The 18816-nt window shown below is 60.8% G+C and carries 18 protein-coding genes; 10 read left to right on the top strand and 8 right to left on the bottom strand.

All coding sequences use genetic code 11. From position 1 onward, the window contains the following. Nucleotides 1-22 precede the first annotated feature (22 nt). The 4 genes from PSH76_RS25185 to antA all read right to left on the bottom strand — a co-directional run bounded on the left by PSH76_RS25185 (nt 23) and on the right by antA (nt 4534). Nucleotides 23-1423 carry an amino acid permease gene (locus PSH76_RS25185; protein ID WP_005791366.1) on the bottom strand — a complete coding sequence of 467 codons (1401 nt, stop codon included), beginning with the start codon at nt 1421-1423 and terminating at the stop codon, nt 23-25. Between the two features lie 71 nt (nt 1424-1494). Beyond that, nucleotides 1495-2502: an anthranilate 1,2-dioxygenase electron transfer component AntC gene (gene antC / locus PSH76_RS25180; RefSeq protein ID WP_305493090.1), complete on the bottom strand. Its 1008-nt coding sequence runs from the start codon at nt 2500-2502 to the stop codon at nt 1495-1497. Between the two features lie 149 nt (nt 2503-2651). Beyond that, nucleotides 2652-3143, bottom strand: a complete 492-nt coding sequence (gene antB, locus PSH76_RS25175) for an anthranilate 1,2-dioxygenase small subunit (RefSeq protein ID WP_032895317.1) — start codon at nt 3141-3143, stop codon at nt 2652-2654. Then, complete coding sequence (gene antA, locus PSH76_RS25170; RefSeq protein ID WP_138763273.1) at nt 3143-4534, bottom strand: anthranilate 1,2-dioxygenase large subunit; 1392 nt, start codon at nt 4532-4534, stop codon at nt 3143-3145. Before antA ends, antB begins: the two co-directional genes overlap by 1 nt. 311 nt (nt 4535-4845) lie before the next feature. Between antA and PSH76_RS25165 the strand changes: the two genes are divergently transcribed. Further along, nucleotides 4846-5838 (top strand): helix-turn-helix domain-containing protein, encoded by a 993-nt coding sequence (locus PSH76_RS25165; RefSeq protein ID WP_078468027.1) that lies wholly within the window; start codon nt 4846-4848, stop codon nt 5836-5838. Between the two features lie 132 nt (nt 5839-5970). On the opposite strand, the gene PSH76_RS25160 is transcribed toward PSH76_RS25165, so the two are convergent. Further along, on the bottom strand, nt 5971-6846 hold the full coding sequence (locus PSH76_RS25160) for a LysR family transcriptional regulator (protein ID WP_032895320.1): 876 nt from the start codon (nt 6844-6846) through the stop codon (nt 5971-5973). 114 nt (nt 6847-6960) lie between these two features. Between PSH76_RS25160 and PSH76_RS25155 the strand changes: the two genes are divergently transcribed. From PSH76_RS25155 to catA, 3 genes are read left to right on the top strand one after another with little or no spacing between them, the layout of a single operon-like run. Next, entirely contained in the window at nt 6961-8088 is a 1128-nt protein-coding gene (locus tag PSH76_RS25155; RefSeq protein WP_305493089.1) for a muconate cycloisomerase family protein, read from the top strand. A gap of 12 nt (nt 8089-8100) precedes the next feature. Next, nucleotides 8101-8391, top strand: coding sequence for a muconolactone Delta-isomerase (catC, locus tag PSH76_RS25150; RefSeq protein ID WP_032895322.1), 291 nt, complete (start codon nt 8101-8103; stop codon nt 8389-8391). Between the two features lie 39 nt (nt 8392-8430). Then, nucleotides 8431-9360 (top strand): catechol 1,2-dioxygenase, encoded by a 930-nt coding sequence (catA, locus tag PSH76_RS25145; protein ID WP_032895323.1) that lies wholly within the window; start codon nt 8431-8433, stop codon nt 9358-9360. A gap of 99 nt (nt 9361-9459) precedes the next feature. On the opposite strand, the gene PSH76_RS25140 is transcribed toward catA, so the two are convergent. Beyond that, the gene (locus PSH76_RS25140) at nt 9460-9933 is read right to left on the bottom strand and encodes an Lrp/AsnC family transcriptional regulator (protein ID WP_003176072.1); all 474 of its coding nucleotides are present in this window, start codon (nt 9931-9933) and stop codon (nt 9460-9462) included. Nucleotides 9934-10077: 144 nt separating this feature from the next. Here PSH76_RS25140 and kynU point away from each other — a divergent pair, with 144 nt between their 5' ends. Next, nucleotides 10078-11328 (top strand): kynureninase, encoded by a 1251-nt coding sequence (gene kynU, locus PSH76_RS25135; RefSeq protein ID WP_305493088.1) that lies wholly within the window; start codon nt 10078-10080, stop codon nt 11326-11328. 164 nt (nt 11329-11492) lie between these two features. Then, complete coding sequence (locus PSH76_RS25125) at nt 11493-12920, top strand: amino acid permease (RefSeq protein ID WP_138763269.1); 1428 nt, start codon at nt 11493-11495, stop codon at nt 12918-12920. 49 nt (nt 12921-12969) lie between these two features. Here the strand turns inward: PSH76_RS25125 and PSH76_RS25120 are convergent, their stop codons facing one another. Next, complete coding sequence (locus tag PSH76_RS25120) at nt 12970-13848, bottom strand: LysR substrate-binding domain-containing protein (protein ID WP_305493087.1); 879 nt, start codon at nt 13846-13848, stop codon at nt 12970-12972. A gap of 185 nt (nt 13849-14033) precedes the next feature. On the opposite strand from PSH76_RS25120, the gene PSH76_RS25115 reads away from it, so the two are divergent. From PSH76_RS25115 to PSH76_RS25100, 4 genes are all read left to right on the top strand, one after another. Further along, the gene (locus tag PSH76_RS25115) at nt 14034-14798 is read left to right on the top strand and encodes a sulfite exporter TauE/SafE family protein (RefSeq protein ID WP_078468024.1); all 765 of its coding nucleotides are present in this window, start codon (nt 14034-14036) and stop codon (nt 14796-14798) included. Nucleotides 14799-14840: 42 nt separating this feature from the next. After that, nucleotides 14841-15737, top strand: coding sequence for a LysR family transcriptional regulator (locus PSH76_RS25110; protein WP_305493086.1), 897 nt, complete (start codon nt 14841-14843; stop codon nt 15735-15737). 103 nt (nt 15738-15840) lie between these two features. Continuing rightward, nucleotides 15841-16734 (top strand): NAD-dependent epimerase/dehydratase family protein, encoded by an 894-nt coding sequence (locus PSH76_RS25105; protein ID WP_305493085.1) that lies wholly within the window; start codon nt 15841-15843, stop codon nt 16732-16734. A 198-nt stretch (nt 16735-16932) separates the two neighbouring features. Then, nucleotides 16933-18378, top strand: a complete 1446-nt coding sequence (locus tag PSH76_RS25100; protein ID WP_305493084.1) for a SulP family inorganic anion transporter — start codon at nt 16933-16935, stop codon at nt 18376-18378. A 36-nt stretch (nt 18379-18414) separates the two neighbouring features. Here the strand turns inward: PSH76_RS25100 and PSH76_RS25095 are convergent, their stop codons facing one another. After that, entirely contained in the window at nt 18415-18789 is a 375-nt protein-coding gene (locus PSH76_RS25095) for a lysozyme inhibitor LprI family protein (RefSeq protein ID WP_032895330.1), read from the bottom strand. Between the last annotated feature and the right edge of the window lie 27 nt (nt 18790-18816).

Here is an 18816-nt window from a genome sequence, read left to right as displayed (position 1 = left end):
GCAAGCCAGCTCCCACAGGGGGTTACTGGGTTACTGCAACCTTCCCGTTTCTGATCCTAAACCGGTAGGCGATATAGATAATCCCCACCCACACCGGCATCGCATACACCGACTCGCGAATCCCCGGAATCGCCAGCATCACCCCGATAATCATCACCATGAACGCCAGGCACAGGTAGTTGCTGAACGGGAACCAGAAGGTCTTGAACGACGGCGTCACGCCTTGCTCGCCCATGGCCTTGCGGAACTTGATGTGGGTGAGGCTGATCAGCGCCCAGTTGATCATCAACGAGGCAACCACCAACGCGAACAGCAACTCCAGCGCACTGTGCGGCGCCACGTAGTTGACCACCACGCACAGCATCGTCACCAGCGCCGAAATCGCCAGCGCCCGCAACGGCACGCCTTGTTTGTTGAGCTTCATCAGCGCCTTGGGCGCATCACCTTGTTCGGCCAGGCCGAACAGCATGCGGCTGTTGCAATACACGCCGCTGTTATACACCGACAACGCCGCGGTCAGCACCACGAAGTTGAGGATGTGGGCGGCAGTGTCGTTGCCGATCAGCGAGAAGATCTGCACAAACGGGCTGCCGCTGTAGGCATCGCCTGACGCGCCGAGGGTTTGCAGCAGTTGATCCCACGGGTACAGCGACAACAGTACGGTGAGTGCGCCGACGTAGAAGATCAGGATGCGGTACACCACTTGGTTGATCGCTTTGGGGATCACCTTGCGCGGTTCGCTGGCCTCGGCGGCGGTGATGCCGACCAGCTCCAGGCCACCGAATGAGAACATGATGAAGGCCATCGACATCAACAGCCCCATGCCGCCATTGGGGAAGAACCCACCGTGGCTCCACAGGTTGCTGACCGAGGCTTGCGGGCCGCCGGTGCCGCTGAACAGCAGGTAGCAGCCGAGCACGATCATGCCGACAATCGCCACCACCTTGATGATCGCAAACCAGAACTCGGCCTCCCCGAAGAACTTCACGTTCAGGGTGTTGATCAGGTTCACTGCGACAAAGAACACCAGCGCGCTGACCCAGGTTGGAATCTCTGGCCACCAGAACTGGATGTACTTGCCCACGGCCGTCAACTCGGCCATGCCCACCAGCACGTAGAGCACCCAGTAGTTCCAGCCCGCCAGGAAGCCTGCGTAACCGCCCCAGTATTTGTGTGCGAAGTGGCTGAAGGACCCGGCCACCGGCTCTTCGACGATCATCTCGCCGAGCTGGCGCATGATCAGGAACGCGATAAACCCGGCCACCGCATACCCCAGGATCATCGACGGCCCCGCCGACTTGAGTACCCCGGCCGAGCCGAGGAACAAGCCTGTACCAATCGCCCCTCCCAAGGCGATCAGCTGAATGTGCCGGTTCTTCAGGCCTCGCTTGAGGCCCACCGGGTTAACCATGTCATCCGCCATTAACATTCCCTTCTACTTGTTTTTCTCAAGGGTGATTGCACGCCGCATCGGCCCCTCAGAACTGCTGAGGGTCAGATATTACTCTGCGTAAACTTTTCGTAATACAGCTGAACGCCATCAAGTGCCTGATCCACCAGCCATTGTTGGATGGATTCGACCATCGGAGGGGGGCCGCACACGTACATATCCGCCGATCTGTCCCGCAATTCGGCCAGGTCGAAATGCTCGGTGAGGTAGCCGCGTTTGCCCGTCCACTCGGCGCAGGCGTCGCTCAGCACTTCGGTGTAGCGAAAGTTCGGGATTTTCGCCGCGTAGGCGTGGATACGCGCCGCTTCACATAAATCTTCGGCGCCGCGCACGCCGTAGTACAGGTGCACAGGTTGTGTGCAGCCGTTGACGGCCAGCTCATCGAGCATGCCCAACAACGCCGACAACCCGGTGCCGCCCGCCACCAGTACCAACGGTTGGGTGACGTGGCGCAGATAGAACGCACCCAAGGGCGCCTCCATCAGCATTTCATCACCCACCTGGCAGCGTTCACGCAGGTAGTTGCTCATTACTCCATCGGGCAGCAGGCGTACCAGAAACTGCAATTGACTGCCCGGCCGGTTGGCGAAGGAGTAGGAGCGCCAGCTATCGGTGCCGGGCACCGACAGACGCGCGTATTGGCCCGGCAAAAAATCCAGTGGCTGGTCCAGTTGCACCTGCAAGATGGCGGTGCTGGTCGAGACCTGCTGCACCGCGCTCACCGTGCCGCGCACCTGCACGGGGCCTGGGGCGTTGCACAGGCTTGAATCGAAGTCGAAATAGAAGGTGGCGTCGGACTTCACCCGGGTCTGGCAACTGAGCATCTTGCGTTGTTGCAGGTCGAGGCTGGAGAGGGCTTCCTCGTCGACGTAGTCCTGGGTGTACTCGCCGGATTCGCAACGCCCCTGGCAGGTGCCGCACACGCCTTCGCGGCAATCGAGCGGGATCTTGATGCCGTTGCGCAGGGCCGCGTCCAAAAGAATTTCGTGGGCGCCCACCGGGAAGAACAGGGTTTTGCCATCGGCAAAGCTGAAGGCCACTTTGTGATTCATTCACATAACTCCGGGGATAAGTATGAACCCCTTGTAGGAGCGAGCTTGCTCGCGAAGAACGTCAACGATGACGCGGGACATCCTGAATGAACGCGGCGTACTTACGTTTTTCGCGAGCAAGCTCGCTCCTACAGGGCGATGCACCACCGTTACAGGTGGTAGAAATCCAGCACCGAGTTAATCGTGTCGTTGAGCAGCAAGGCGTGCTTGCGCATGATCAACCAGCTGTCGCCCGCAGGCTTGAGGCGGTAAGTGGCATGCCCGTAGAACTGCTCTGACGTGGCCAGGCGATAAAATAACGTGTGCCAGTTCAAACGCACCTCCAACGTGCCGTCGGCCTGCTCGGCAATGCGTACGTTATTGATCAGGTGCAAGGTGCGCGGCATCGGCGTGGCGGAGGCGGCTTTGCCGGTGCGCAGGCGGAACACGCGGTCTTCCAGGCCCGAACGGTTGGCGTAGTAGATCAACGACATCTCGCGCTTGGGGTCTTGGGTGTAGACGTGTTCCGAGTCCCATTGCGGCAGGTGGAATTCACTCTGTGGGTCAAATAACTCCACGTAGGCGTCCCAGTCCTGGGCGTCGCACAGCTCGGACTTGCGGTAGAAGAACTGCTCGATCTGGTACTGCAATGGCGCATTCATCACTTCACCTCCCGCAATGTCAAAGCTCGCTGGTCCAAACCCTTGAGCAGAAACTGCTGCCAGTTGCGATGCTGGTTGACGTACAGGCCTTCATGGGTGAATTCGGTGCCGGTCATCGCCGGTTGGATGCCGATGGCCTCGCTGTTGGGTGTCGGCCCGGTTTCCCAGCGGTGGCTGCCGCGGGAAATATCACTCCAGCGTTCCAGGCGGCCCTGGAAGCCGCGCTGGGCCTCGCGAAACTCCACCAGGTCATCGGGCGTGCCCATGCCGGAAACGTTGAAGAAGTCTTCGAACTGACGAATCCGGTTTTCGCGGTCGGCGTCGGACTCACCCTTAACGCCCAGGCATTGGCTGATGATCTCAGTCTTGTTCCAGGCCACCGGGCGGATAATGCGCAACTGCGAACTGATCTGGTCGAGGAAAAACAGGCTGGGGTAGATGTTCAGGTTGCGTAGGCGGTGCATCATCCACTCGGCCTTCTGCTGGCCGTGTTCTTGCACCAGGCGCGGCATGATGGTGGCGTAGCCGGAGCGCACGCTGGGGTTGGGCATATCGCTGAACAGCACGCTGTGGCCGTTGTTGAAGGCGAACCAGCCGTCGTCGGTATTCGCGTCACCGGCGCCGAGCTTGCTGTAGTCCAGCGTGGTGCTGGAACCTGCGCCGTTCTCGGTGTTGACCTGCTGGCGATGCTGCACGGTGGCCACGTAGTTGTAGTGCACGGTGCTGACGTGATAACCGTCCAGGCCGTTTTCGTTTTGCAGCTTCCAGTTGCCGTCGTAGGTGTAGGCGGACTTGCCCGGCAGCACCTCCAACTCACCGGTGGCCGATTGCGCCACCATCATGTCGAAGAACACTTTGGCGTCGCCCAGGAAGTCTTCCAGGCTGTTAGTGCCGTTCACGTCCAGGCTGATAAACACAAAGCCCTTATAGCTTTCGATACGCGCTTTTTTCAGGCCGCGGGTGGCCTTGTCGAAACCTTCCGGGTATTCCCCCGGCGCCTTGACCTTTACCAGTCGGCCATCGCTCTTGTAGCACCAGGCGTGGAACGGGCAGGTGAAGGTCGACTGGTTGCCCTTGCCCACGCGGGTGAGGGTGGTACCGCGATGCTGGCAGGCGTTGATCAACGCGTTGAGCCGGCCTTCGCCGTCACGGGTGATGATCATCGGCTGGCGCCCAGCGCGCATCGTCACGAAGTCGTGGTTATTGGCCAGTTCGCTTTCGTGGCAGGCGTAGATCCAGTTCTTCTCGAAGATCAGCTCCATCTCCAGGTCGAACAGCTCGGGCTCGGTGAACATGTCGCGGGCGATGCGGAACACTTCATCCGCCGGGCGAAAGTCCAGGCAGCTTTCGATAAAGGATTTCCATTGCTCGACGGTTCTTGCACCACTCATGGGAGGCACCTTTTGATCATGGCTAAACGGTGAGCCATTAAGCGGCTGCGATGCGGTGGCGGGCTATCCGCTTAATGGGGGAACGTAGGCCGCAAAGTTGGGCAGCAAATACCCATGGCGGTGCGCGCCGGTGACGGCATGCGCTACTGTGATAGCGGGCGATGGTGGTAAAACCCTGGGGTTTATCCACATAGTCGACCGTTGCTATCCACCCAGTGAGAACTGCGCTGGCGTGGCCTGGAACTTGCTGTCGAGGTTCAACGACGCGCCGTCAGAGCGCGCAAACGCCTAACCGCCGTGGGTGCACCCTGATGACTAGTCAGACACGCGATATTCATATTCAACGCTTCGACCTGGAGGGCGCGTGCAGCTGGATGTCCGGCATCTGCGGGCCCCATCGCCTGGCGACGGCAACGCCCGAGCGCCTGCGCTTTCACCACAGCGCCAACGTGTTCAAATCTCGCGCCACCACCCTGGGCGTGATCGAGTACGGTACCGATGTGACCATCGACATCGAAGACGCCGAGCACTTCAGCAGCTACAGCTTGAGCCTGCCGTTGGTGGGCGAGCAGGAGCTGAGCAAGAACGGTGAGCGTCTTAGCTCCAACCGCGACCAGGGCGTGATCATTTCACCCAATGAGCATCAGGTGCTGGCGATTTCCGGTGACTGTCGCAAGTTACAGGTGGTGATCACCCGTGCGGCGATGAGCGAGTCGCTGGAAGGTTTGCTGCAACGGCCCATCGATGCGCCGCTGCGCTTTGAGTCGGTGATGGATGCGGTGGACGGGGCCCCGGCTTCGTGGTGGCGCATGGCGCGTTACTTCATCGCCGAACTGGAATGCAGCAGCGAATTGTACGAACAGGCGGCGTTTACCCGCGACCTGGAAAGCTCACTGATCAAGGGCCTGATCCTGGCCCAACCAAATAACTACTCTGAAGAACTGCGCGACGTGCTGGGGGTGAAACTGCCGCACTACCTGATCCGCGCGCGGCAATTTATCCATGACAACGCCCGTGAAGCGCTGCACCTGGAAGACCTGGAAGCGGCGGCGGGCGTGTCGCGGTTCAAACTGTTCGATGCGTTTCGCAAGTACTTTGCACTCTCGCCCATGGCGTATCTAAAGAAGCATCGGTTGGGGGCGGTGCGCCAGGAAATTCTGGAGCAGGGCTCGATCCGCACCATCTCTGAAATCGCCCTGGGTTGGGGGTTTACGCATTTGGGGCGGTTTTCGGCGGAGTACCGCAAGCTGTTCGATGAGTCGCCCAGCCAGACATTGCAGCGCAAGCGCCTGCGCGTTACTTGAACCGGCTGGGGATCAAAATGTGGGAGCTGGCTTGCCTGCGATAGCGGTCGGCCAATCAATACGATGCCAACTGATCCAACGCCATCGCAGGCAAGCCAGCTCCCACATGGACTATGGGGTGCCTGGAAAATCTCAGATCAACTCTTCAACCAGTTGCAGGCAATGAGTCAGCCCCGGCGACTGATCATTCACCCGTCGGCTCAGAATGATCGGCGAGCTCGCCGTCGCCTCCACCACCGGCGTATAGCCAATATCCGCCCGATGCAGCACCTGCACCGACGCCGGCACCAGCGTCACACCCATGCCTGCACCCACCAGGCCAATAGCGGTCTGCAATTCGTTGGTCCACTGCGCCACCTTCACGCTCAAGCCATGGGCGTCGAACAGTGCGATCACATGGTCGGCATAACTGGGGCGCGGGTTGCCGGGGTAGAGCACAAAGGGTTCGGCGGCCAACTGGGCGAGGGTGGCCGGGGCGCCCAGCAACCGGTGACCGCTGGGCAGCACGGCCACCAGGCGGTCTTCCACCAATACACGCTGGACGATGGCCGGGTCGTCAATGCGAATACGCCCGAAGCCCACGTCAATGCGGCCCGCCTTGAGTGCTTCGACCTGCTGCAAGGTGGTCATCTCCGACAAACCCAACTCCAGCTCCAGGGCCTCGTGCGTGCGCAGGCGCCGAATCAGCTCCGGCAGCACGCCGTACAAGGTCGAGGGCGCAAAGCCGATGCCCAGCCAGGTTTTCTCGCCTTGGCCGATGCGCCGGGTGGTGTCGCAGACCTTGCCCAGTTGTTCGAGCAACACATTGGCATGCTCATAGAAAAACCTCCCGGCCTCTGTCAGCCGCAAGGGCCGGCTGCGTTCCAGCAGCACCACTCCGAGCTCATCCTCCAGTTGCTGGATCTGCCGGCTCAACGGCGGCTGGGCGATGTGCAAACGTTCGGCGGCGCGGGTGAAGTTGAGGGTCTCGCCCAACACCTGGAAGTAGCGCAGGTGACGCAGTTCCATATCGACTCCTTTCATACCTTAAGAGTATTGCACGAGACCAATTCTATATTGGAAGCCCGAAAAAATGCGGAACAGAATCGACGCAAATCTAAAAAGAACCCAACGGGTATTGCCATGCCGATTTGCGCCATCGAGTCGATCGAAACTGTCATCGTCGACCTGCCCACCATTCGCCCGCACAAGCTGGCGATGCACACGATGCAAAACCAGACCCTCGTTATCATCCGCCTGCGGTGTACCGACGGTATCGAAGGCATTGGTGAAGCCACCACCATCGGTGGCCTGAGTTACGGCAACGAGAGCCCCGACAGCATCAAGGTCAACATCGACCGCCACTTCGCGCCGCTGCTGATCGGCCAGGACGCGAGTAACGTCAACGCGGTGATGTTGCGCCTGGAGCGCAGTATTCGCGGCAACACCTTTGCCAAGTCCGGTATCGAAAGCGCCTTGCTCGACGCCCTCGGCAAACGCCTCGGGCTGCCGGTCAGCGAGCTGCTTGGCGGACGTGTGCGTGATGCGTTGCCAGTGGCCTGGACCCTGGCCAGCGGTAATACCGAACAAGACATCAGCGAGGCCGAGAAGATGCTCGACCTGCGCCGTCACCGCCTCTTCAAACTGAAGATCGGCGCGGGCGAGGTCGACCGCGACCTGGCCCATGTGATCGCGATCAAAAAAGCCCTGGGCGAGCGCGCCAGCGTACGCGTCGACGTCAACCAGGCCTGGGATGAAGCCGTGGCCCTGCGGGCGTGCAAGGTGCTCGGTGACCACGGTATCGACCTGATCGAACAACCGATCTCACGCAATAACCGTGGCGGCATGGCCCGGCTCAACCTGTCGAGCCCGGTGCCGATCATGGCCGATGAATCTATCGAATGTGTGGAAGACGCCTTCAACCTGGCGCGTGAAGGTGCGGCCACGGTGTTCGCCCTCAAGATCGCCAAGAACGGCGGCCCTCGCGCCGTATTGCGCACGGCGGCGATTGCCGAAGCGGCTGGCATCGGCCTGTACGGCGGCACCATGCTTGAAGGTGGCATTGGCACCCTGGCCTCGGCCCATGCCTTTCTCACGCTGGACACCCTGACGTGGGGCACCGAACTGTTCGGCCCGCTGTTGCTCACTGAAGACATTCTTGCCGAGCCACCGGTGTACCGCGATTTCCAGCTGCATGTGTCCACTGCGCCAGGCCTGGGCCTGACGCTTGATGAAGAGCGCCTGGCGTTCTTTCGCCGTGACAAACACTAAGAGGCCCTTGCCATGTTGTTCCACGTAAAAATGACCGTGAACCTGCCCCTCGACATGCACCCCGAGCGTGCCGCCAGCCTCAAGGCCGAGGAGAAAGCCTTGGCGCAGAGCCTGCAAGAGGAGGGCAAATGGCGCCACCTGTGGCGCATCGCCGGGCATTACGCTAACTACAGCGTGTTCGATGTCGACAGCGTGCAGGACCTGCACGACCTGCTGATGCAACTGCCATTGTTCCCCTACATGGCCATCGAAGTGAATGCGCTGTGCCGCCATCCGTCGTCGATCCATACGGACGACCGCTGAGCCGGCTTGCACCTATAACTACAAGATGAGGAATGCACCATGTCCATCCGCCTGTCCCAGACTGCCCACGCCCAACAGTTTCTCGAAGAAGCCAGCGGTAACCTCAATGACGCGGGCAACCCACGCACCAAGGCGCTGATCTATCGGATCCTGCGCGACACCGTGAACATCATCGAAGACCTGGAAGTGACCCCGGAAGAGTTCTGGAAGGCGGTCAACTACCTCAATGAGCTGGGCAAAAACCAGGAGGCTGGCCTGCTCGCCGCCGGCTTGGGCCTGGAGCATTACCTGGACCTGTTGATGGATGCCGCCGACGAGCAGGCCGGCAAGTCGGGTGGCACGCCGCGCACCATCGAAGGCCCGTTGTACGTGGCCGGTGCGCCGCTGTCCAAGTACGAGGCACGGCTGGATGACGGCAAGGACGACGCGGTGCCGTTGTTCATGCGCGGGCAAGTGCGCGATACCGAGGGCAAGCCGTTGGCAGGGGCAATTGTGGATGTGTGGCAGGCCAACACGGGCGGGACCTATTCGTGGTTCGACCCGAATCAGTCTGAGTTCAACCTGCGCCGGCGCATCGAGACCGACGCCCAGGGCAACTATCGTTTTCGCAGCATCGTGCCTTCGGGCTACGGCTGCCCACCGAGCGGGCCGACGCAACAGTTGCTCGACCAACTGGGGCGCCACGGGCAGCGGCCGGCGCATATCCACTTCTTCATCTCGGCGCCGGGGCACCGGCACCTGACCACGCAGATCAACCTGTCGGATGACCCGTACCTGCATGATGACTTTGCCTATGCCACCCGGGATGAGCTGATTGCCGAGATTCGCTTCAGCGACGACCCGCAACTGGCGCGGGAGTTTGGCGTGCAGGGGCGGTTTGCGCAGATTGATTTTGACTTTGAGTTGCAGGTGGCGGATGCGCCAATAGAGCAGCAGCGCATGCAGCGAGTCCGCGCCCTCGAAGACTGATCAACTCGGTCAACTGTGGGAGCTGGCTTGCCTGCGATAGCGGTGGAACATTTACCACCGCTATCGCAGGCAAGCCACATTGTTTTTTTGGTGATTTAGTTATTTGCGCACGACCAGGTCCAACACCTCATCCCGGTCCTTGATCTTCTGCAGCACGATCTCCGAACGGATATCCATCACCCCCGCCGTGCGGTTCAGGTGGTTCACGATAAAGTCTGAAAAGTGCTTGAGGTTGCGCGCCTGCACCCGCAGCACATAGTTGCTGGCGCCGGTGATCACATAGGCACTCGCCACCTCCGGCCAGCCTTGCACCTTCTTGATGAACGTCTCATGCCAGTCCTCCACATCCTGGCGCAACGACAGGTGCACGATGGCTTCCAGCTCGATCCCCAACTGCTCGGCGTTCAATACCGCGCGGTAACCGCTGATGATTCCTTCGCTCTCCAACAGGCGCAAACGGCGCAGGCACGCCGACGGCGAAAGCGCGACTTTTTCCGCCAGTTCCTGGTTGCTGATGCGGCCATCCTGTTGCAGGAAATGCAGGAGGCGCAGGTCGGTGGCGTCGAGAATCATGCTTGGAAGATATCCGCGTATTTGGAGGTTAAATTCGAATTTCCTACAGCTTAAATAGCCGTTTACCCACCACTTTGCACGAAAATTCTCTAAAAGTTCGTTCATTATTTGGTCCATCCTCACTTATAAAAACCAGGACGACCCATGACCACTCGAAGCCATTGCCAAGCCCTCGACGCCCAGGACCCGTTGGCCTCCCTGCGTGCCCAATTCGCCTTGCCCGAAGGGGTGATCTACCTCGACGGCAACTCCCTCGGCGCGCGCCCGGTGGCGGCGCTGGAGCGGGCACAACAGGTGATCGCCGAGGAGTGGGGCAATGGCTTGATTCGCAGCTGGAACAGCGCCGGTTGGGCGGATTTGTCCCAGCGCCTGGGCAATCGCCTGGCGCCATTGATTGGTGCGCGTGACGGCGAGGTGGTGATTACCGATACCACCTCGATCAACCTGTTCAAAGTGCTCAGCGCCGCCTTGAGTGTGCAGCGCCAACGTACGCCGGCGCGTAAGGTCATCGTCAGTGAAGCGAGCAATTTCCCGACCGATTTATATATCGCCGAAGGCTTGGCCGAATTGCTGCAGCAAGGCTATTCCCTGCGCCTGGTGAACAGCCCGGCCGAACTGCCCCAGGCCATCGATGCAGACGTGGCGGTGGTGATGCTCACCCACGTCAACTACAAGACCGGCTACATGTATGACATGGCGGCGCTGACCGCACTGAGCCACGAGTGCGGCGCGCTGAGCATCTGGGACCTGGCGCATTCGGCAGGCGCGGTGCCTGTCGACCTGCACCAGGCCAAGGCGGATTATGCGATTGGCTGCACCTACAAATACCTCAACGGCGGCCCGGGCTCCCAGGCGTTTGTGTGGGTCAACCCGTCGTTGGTGGATGTGGTGCGCCAGCCATTGTCCGGATGGTTCGGGCATACCCGGCAGTTCGCCATGGAGTCCACCTACGCCCCCAGCGCCGGCATTGCCCGCTATCTGTGCGGTACCCAGCCGATCACCTCGTTGGCCATGGTGGAATGCGGCCTGGAGATCTTTGCCCAGACCGACATGGCCCGCCTGCGGACTAAATCCCTGGCGTTGACCGACCTGTTCATCGCATTGGTCGAAAGCCGCTGCGCCGCCCACGGCCTGGAACTGATCACCCCGCGTGAACACGCGCGGCGCGGCAGCCACGTCAGCTTTGAACACCCCGAAGGTTACGCGGTGATCCAGGCCCTGATCGCCCGGGGCGTGATCGGCGATTACCGTGAGCCGCGGATCATGCGCTTTGGTTTCACGCCGTTGTACACAAGCTTCACCGAGGTATGGGACGCCGTGGAAATCCTCGGTGAAATTCTCGACAACGCCACCTGGGACCAGCCGCAATTCAAAGTTCGCAACAGCGTCACCTGACAACAACACAAACCCACTGTAGGAGCGAGCTTGCTCGCGAAGATCGTCAACGATAACGCGCGAATGCTGAATGCACGCGGCGTTCTCAGGTTTTTCGCGAGCAAGCTCGCTCCTACAGAAAACAAGCGCTTCCTGTGCAATCACAATAATAAAGGGGCACACCAGTGACCACGCCAGACAACGGCTTTGCAGAGATTACCCACCGTGAACTGGGCCTGAGGCGCCAGCTCACTTCCGGCCAGATGAGCATGATCGCCATCGGTGGCGCCATCGGCACCGGGCTGTTCATGGGCAGCGCCTACGCCATCGGTTATGCCGGGCCGAGCGTGCTGGTGAGCTACGCCATCGGCGCGTTGATTACCTTGCTGCTGATGGGCTGCCTGGCGGAGATGACGGTGGCCCATTCCACCTCCGGTTCCTTTGGCGCCTATGCCGAGTTCTACATCAGCCCATTGGCCGGGTTCCTGGTGCGGTATGCCTACTGGGCGGCGATTGTGCTGGCGGTGGGCGCCGAGGTCACGGCGGTGGCGATGTACATGAAGTACTGGTTCGCCAACGTGCCGGAGTGGGTGTGGATCGTGTCGTTCTCCAGTGTGCTGATTGTGCTCAATGCGATCAGCGTGAAGACCTTCGGCAACTTTGAATACTGGTTCTCGACGATCAAGATCAGCGCCATTGTCGGTTTCATCATCCTGGCAGTGTATGTGGTGTTCGGCTCCGGCAACCCTGACTACGGGGTGCAGAACTACACGGCCCACGACGGCTTTTTCCCCCATGGCTTGAGTGGCATGTGGATCGCGGTGATCGTGTCGATCTTCAGCTACCTCAGCGTCGAGATGATCGCCGTGGCCGCCGGTGAAGCCGCCGACCCGGAGCAGGCGGTGAAGAAAGCCTTTCGCGCTACCATCGTGCGGTTGGTGGTGTTCTACCTGCTGACCCTGGCGCTGATGCTCGCCATCGTGCCCTGGAACCAGGCCGGCCAGGCCCAGAGCCCGTTTGTCACAGTGATGCAGACCATCGGCATTCCCGGCGCCACCGGGGTGATGAATTTCGTGATCCTGATCGCGGCGCTGTCGGCCATGAACAGCCAGCTCTACATCACCACGCGCATGATGTTCAGCCTGTCGCGCGCCGGTTTTGCGCCCAAGTCCATGGGCGCGTTGAGCAAGAACGGCATCCCGCTGAATGCGCTGCTGCTGTCCAGTTCAGGCATTGCCCTGGCGACGTTGCTCAACGTGGTGTACCCGGAAAGCTCGTTCACCCTGATGATGGCGATCTCGATGTTTGGCGCGATCTTCACCTGGTTCATGATCTTTCTCACACACCTGTTTTTCCGCCGCTATCGCAAGCGTCATGGCGGGGCGAAGCTGTCGTTCCAGTTGCGGTTTTTTCCCTACAGCACGTTGCTGGGGCTGGTGCTGATGGGGGCGGTGATGATCACCACCTATTTCACCGACGCATTCAAGATGACGCTGGTGTTTGGCGTGCCGTTCCTGCTGATTCTGTCGGCGGTCTACTACACCTTCTTCCACAAACGTACATCATCTGTAGGAGCGAGCTTGCTCGCGAAAAACCCGAGAGCCCCACGTTAAACCAGATAGCTCGCGTTATCGTTGACGATCTTCGCGAGCAAGCTCGCTCCTACAGGGGGGCGGTGAGCGCAGCGAGTAAGGTGTTGGCGTAACCAGGTAATTGCTCGAACGAGCGTGCGCATAACAACAGTTTGCGGCAGGCCCATTCTTCTTGCAGGGGGTGGGCCTTGAAGCGGCGCGCAGGTGGCCAACGGTCCAAGGCGGCCTGAGGCACAATGCCCAGGCCGGCACCGCCGGCAACCATGCGAATCACCCCGTCAAAGCTATCGGCGCGGATACGTGTGTGCAGGCGAAAGCCTGCGTGCAAGGCTTGTTCCTCCAGGTACACCGCCAGCGCGCTGTTGGCTGCCAGGCTGACGTAATCGTATTGCAAGCTGTCGATAAACCCCGCAGCAGTCAGCGGATGGTCGAGGGGCGTGATCAGCACCAGCGGGTCGTCGCGAAACGCCAGGGTCTGCAAGCCGTGGGTGTCTACCGCATCGGAAATAATCCCCAGGTCGGCGGTGCCCTGGCGCAAGGCGTGGGTAATGCGCAGGCTGGGCAACTCTTGCAGGTCGATATCCAGGTTGGGGTGTTTGCACAGAAACTCTGCGAGCAGTTCCGGCAGGTATTCGCTCAGGGCGGTGGTGTTGCACAGCAAGCGTACCTGGCCTTTGACGCCGTTGGCGTATTCGGCCAGGTCTTGTTGCAGGTGGTCGGCCTGTTGCAACAGCAGGCGAGCGTGTCGGGCCAGGGCTTTGCCCGCAGGTGTTGGGGTGACGCCACGGCGGCCGCGCTCGAGAAACGCAATACCCAGTGAAGATTCCATTGCCCGGATGCGGGCGCTGGCGGCAGCCAGGGACAGATGGCTGCGGGCCGCGCCGGCGGTGATATTGCCGGTGTCCAGGATGTGCAGGTAGAGGCGCAGGTCGATGAGGTCAAAGTGCATGAAGTTTCCCAGTGACTGGAAGGGCCTCATCGCAGGCAAGCCAGCTCCCACACTTGAATGTATTCACAATTCCAAATGTGGGAGCTGGCTTGCCTGCGATAGCGTCATCAGCCTCACACAAAACAAGAGGCTGGCTCAGTATATGGCGAATTTTCAGCCACTCTCCAGCCCTGCACAATCGGTGCATGAATACCTTCCTCGCGTTCTACCAAAACCTCGGCCCCGCCCTCACAGCGCTGGTCATCACCACCTTCCTGCTGGCCGGTACGGTGAAGGGTGTCATCGGCCTGGGCTTGCCCACTGTAGCCATGGGCATGCTTGGCCTGGCTATGTTGCCCGCGCAGGCTGCGGCATTGCTGATCATTCCTTCGACGGTGACCAACCTCTGGCAACTCACTTGTGGCGGCCACTTGGGTGCCTTGCTCAAACGCCTGTGGCCGATGCTGTTGCTGATTTTCCTCGGCACCGGGCTGGGCACTTTGTGGCTGGGCATGGGCAGTGGGCCTTGGGTGGTGCGTGCCTTGGGCGCGGCGTTACTGGTGTATGCCTTGAGCGGGTTATTCCTGCCGACCTTCAGGGTCGAACCCCGCACTGAGCGTTGGCTGGGGCCCTTGTGCGGGCTGCTCACCGGCATCATCACCTCGGCCACCGGTGTCTTCGTGATCCCTGCGGTACCGTATCTGCAAGCATTGGGCTTGAGCCGTGATCAGTTGGTGCAGGCGCTGGGGCTGTCATTCACCGTGTCGACACTGGCGCTGGCCGCCGGGCTGGCTTGGCGTGGTGCGTTGGGCGGCGCTGAAGTCGGTGCGTCGGTGTTGGCGCTATTGCCGGCCTTGCTGGGGATGTGGCTGGGCCAGGTGGTGCGTCGGCGCATCAGTGCCTTGTGGTTCAAACGTGGATTTTTCACCGGCATGGCGTTGTTGGGAGGCCATTTGTTGCTGGCTGGTTAATAATGACCGGGCATTTGTCAGCCGTTTAATGAAGGACTGCCCGTGAAAGCCCGATCTGATGAGCTACAGATTTTTGTCAGCGTGATCGAGTGCGGCTCGATTTCCGCCGCCGCCGAAAAAGTCGGGCAAACGCCATCGGCGGTCAGCCGCACGTTGTCGCGCCTGGAAGCCAAGCTCGACACCACCTTGATCAACCGCACCACGCGGCGCATGGACCTGACCGAGGAGGGCAAGTACTTCTTCGAACAGGCCAAGCTGATCCTGGCGCAAATGGACGAGCTGGAAGAGCGCCTGTCCTCGCGCCAGAAAAAGCCGGCCGGGCGCCTGCGTATCAACGCCGCCGTGCCGTTCATGCTGCATGGGATCGTGCCGTACATCGCCGAGTTTCGCAGTCTCTATCCGGATATCCAACTGGAGCTCAACAGCGATGACTTGATCATCGACCTGCTGGAGCAAAGCACGGACATCGCCATTCGCATTGGCGCCCTGGCCGACTCGACCCTGCATGCGCGCTTTCTGGGCAGCACGCCGCTGCATGTCCTGGCCAGCCCCGACTACCTCAAGCAGTACGGCACGCCGACGACCGTTGCCGAGTTGGCTGATCACACCTTGCTGGGCTTCACCCACACCGAAACCCTCAACCACTGGCCGCTGCGCCATGGCGAAGGTGACCGCTGGCTGATCCAGCCCGGCGTCAGCGCCTCCAGTGGTGAAACCTTGCGGCAGTTGGCGCTGGAAGGGCAGGGCATTGCTTGCCTGTCCAATTTCATGACGGTGCACGACCTCGAAGCCGGGCGCCTGGTGCCGTTGCTGGAGTCGTTCAACAGCGGCTATCGCCAGCCGATCCACGCCGTGTTCTACCGCAACTCGCAATTGGCGTTGCGCATCCAGTGCTTTCTGGACTTTATTCAGGCCAAGCTGGCGCGGTATGCGCGCTGATTCGTGACCTGAGCGCAAGAGTGAATTGGGCCGCACGGGGTTATTCAGGCAGCAGTGGGGCTGGATACTGGGCGCATCACTTACCCAGTCAGGAGCAACCTCCATGAATGTATTCGTTACCGGCGCTGCAGGGTTTATCGGCGGTTCGATCGCTACCGGCCTGGTCAACGCCGGCCATCACGTCACCGGCCTGGTGCGCAGCGCTGAACAATCCGCCGAAATGACCGCCCTGGGCATCACGCCCGTGATTGGCACCCTCGATGACGCCGTTGTATTGACCGAGCAGGCGCAGAAAGCCGATGCGGTAATCAATGCCGCCAGCAGCGACCATCGCGGCGCCGTGCAAACCTTGCTGGCCGCGTTGAAAGGTTCGAACAAGCCGTTCCTGCATACCAGTGGTTCGAGCATCGTGGGCGATGCCTCAGGCGGCAAGGCCAGCGATGTCATCTACTTCGAAGACAACCTGCCTGAGCCGACCGTCGACAAGGCCGCCCGCGTGGCCATCGACAACCTGATCCTCGCGGCCGCCAACGACGGCGTGAATTCGGCGGTGATCTGTAACACCCTGATTTACGGCCACAGCCTGGGCGTAAAGCGTGACAGCGTGCAATTGCCGCGTTTGCTTAAGCAGGCACGCAAGAGCGGTGTAGTACGCCATGTGGGTCCTGGCCAGAACATTTGGTCCAACGTGCATATTGAAGACGTGGTGGCCTTGTATCTGCTGGCGTTGACCAAGAACGTACCCGGCACTTTCTATTTTGTGGAAAGCAGCGAAGCGGCGTTTATCGACATGACCACGGCGATTGCCCAAGCCCTGGACCTGGACGAGCCACAAGACTGGCCATTGGCCGAGGCTGAGGCCGAGTGGGGCTATGAAATGGCCAACTACGGGTTGGGCTCCAATAGCCGAGTACGTGGCAAGCAGGCCCGTGAACTGTTGGGGTGGGCGCCTCAGCGCACGTCGGTGGTGGAGTGGATTCGCGACGAGATGGTGTGATGTTCGCTTAGCACCGCGGTGCGGCCATCGCAGGCAAGCCAGCTCCCACATTGTTCAGGTGTGAACCCTGTCAAATGTGGGAGCTGGCTTGCCTGCGATAGGGGCGACTCGGTGCATCGGACCTGACACTTCACTAGCCCCACCCGCCGCAATTTCGTACCATTCCCCGCCTTATCCCCCGCAATTCCCTGGTACTCCATGAACCTCACCCGTCTGCGCGCCGACGCCCTGGCCGGCCTCACCACGTCTTTCGCCTTGCTGCCCGAATGCATCGCCTTTGCGCTGGTGGCCCATCTCAACCCGCTGATGGGCCTCTACGGCGCTTTCATCATTTGCACCCTCACCGCATTGTTCGGCGGCCGTCCCGGCATGGTGTCCGGTGCGGCAGGTTCCATGGCAGTGGTGATCGTCGCGTTGGTGGTGCAACACGGCGTGGAGTATTTGCTGGCGACGGTGTTGCTCGGCGGGCTGATCATGGTCGCTTTCGGCCTGCTGCGCCTGGGCAAGCTGGTGCGCATGGTGCCGCATTCGGTGATGCTCGGCTTCGTCAACGGCCTGGCGATCATCATTGCGCTGGCGCAACTGGAGCATTTCAAGAGCGGTGAAACCTGGCTCAGCGGCACGCCGTTGTACGTAATGGCTGGGCTGGTGGCGGCAACCATGGCCATTGTGTACCTGTTGCCGCGCCTGACCCGTGCCGTACCGCCCGCGCTGGTGGCGATTCTGGGGGTGGGCCTGGCGGTGTACCTGCTCGGTTTGCCGACCCGCACATTGGGGGATATGGCGCATATCGCCGGTGGCTTGCCGACCTTCGCCCTACCGCAGATCCCCTGGACCCTGGAAACCCTCGGCATCATCGCGCCGTACGCGTTTTTGATGGCGATGGTCGGCCTGTTGGAAACCCTGCTGACCCTCAACCTCACCGACGAAATCACCGAGACCCGTGGTTATCCCGACCGCGAAAGCGTGGCCCTGGGCGCGGCGAATATGGTCTCGGGCCTGTTCGGCGGCATGGGCGGTTGCGCGATGATCGGGCAAACCGTGATCAACCTCAGCTCCGGCGGGCGCGGGCGTTTCTCCGGGGTGTTTGCCGGGGTGATGATTCTGTTGTTCATTCTGTTTCTGTCGCCACTGATCGAGCGGATTCCGCTGGCGGCGTTGGTGGGCGTGATGTTCGTGGTGTCGCAACAGACCTTCGCCTGGGCGTCGCTGCGGGTGATCAACAAGGTGCCGCTCAATGATGTGCTGGTGATCATGGCGGTGACGATCATTACCGTGTTCACCGACCTGGCCACCGCCGTGCTGTGCGGTATCGTCATCGCCGCGCTGAACTTCGCCTGGCAGCAGGCGCGGGAGCTGTACGCCGATGAACACCTGGAGGCCGACGGCAGCAAGCTCTATCGGCTGCATGGCACGTTGTTCTTCGCCTCGACCACGCCGTTTTTGAATCAGTTCGACCCCGCCAACGACCCGGCCCAGGTCACGCTGGATTGCCGTCACCTGAGCTTTGTCGACTATTCGGCGATTGCCGCGTTGATGACCCTGCGCGAGCGCTACACCAAGGCCGGCAAGCACCTGCGGGTGCTGCATTTATCCGAGCGCTGCAAAAAGCTGCTCAAGCGCGCCAAGGTTCACCACGAGTAGGAGCGAGGTCGTTATGACGAGGGGGCGAGGTCGTTATTACGGGCCGACCAGGTCTTCCAGCTCCTGGGCGCGGGTCTGGGTCATGTCCAGCACGCAGCCTGTGCCATTGACCTGATCAATCGTGCCGCCAGTGGCACTGCCGGCGAAGGCGCAATTGGCGTCGCGGTATTTGATCCACAGGCGCTGCACGTCTTGCAGTTGCTGTTTGCGCGCGCCTTCCTGGGCGGCGAGGGCGGTCTTGTAGGCGCGGTTCAGGCGGTCGTCCTGCACCTTGGTTTGCTTGGCGTTGCAATTGACCATGTCTGCGGTGGTATTGGCGCTGTCCATGCATGTTTTCAAGGCCGCGTTGTCGGCGGCATAAGCGCTGCCGCACAAGAGCAAGACGCTGGCGACGATTGTGGTGCGAATCATGAGCGGTTTCCTGGGCAGTGGATGCGC

Source organism: Pseudomonas sp. FP215, from assembly GCF_030687795.1.
Lineage (GTDB): Bacteria > Pseudomonadota > Gammaproteobacteria > Pseudomonadales > Pseudomonadaceae > Aquipseudomonas > Aquipseudomonas salmasensis.
The sequence above is the reverse complement of the archived record's forward strand: the minus strand, read 5'-3'. Positions and strand labels throughout refer to the sequence as shown.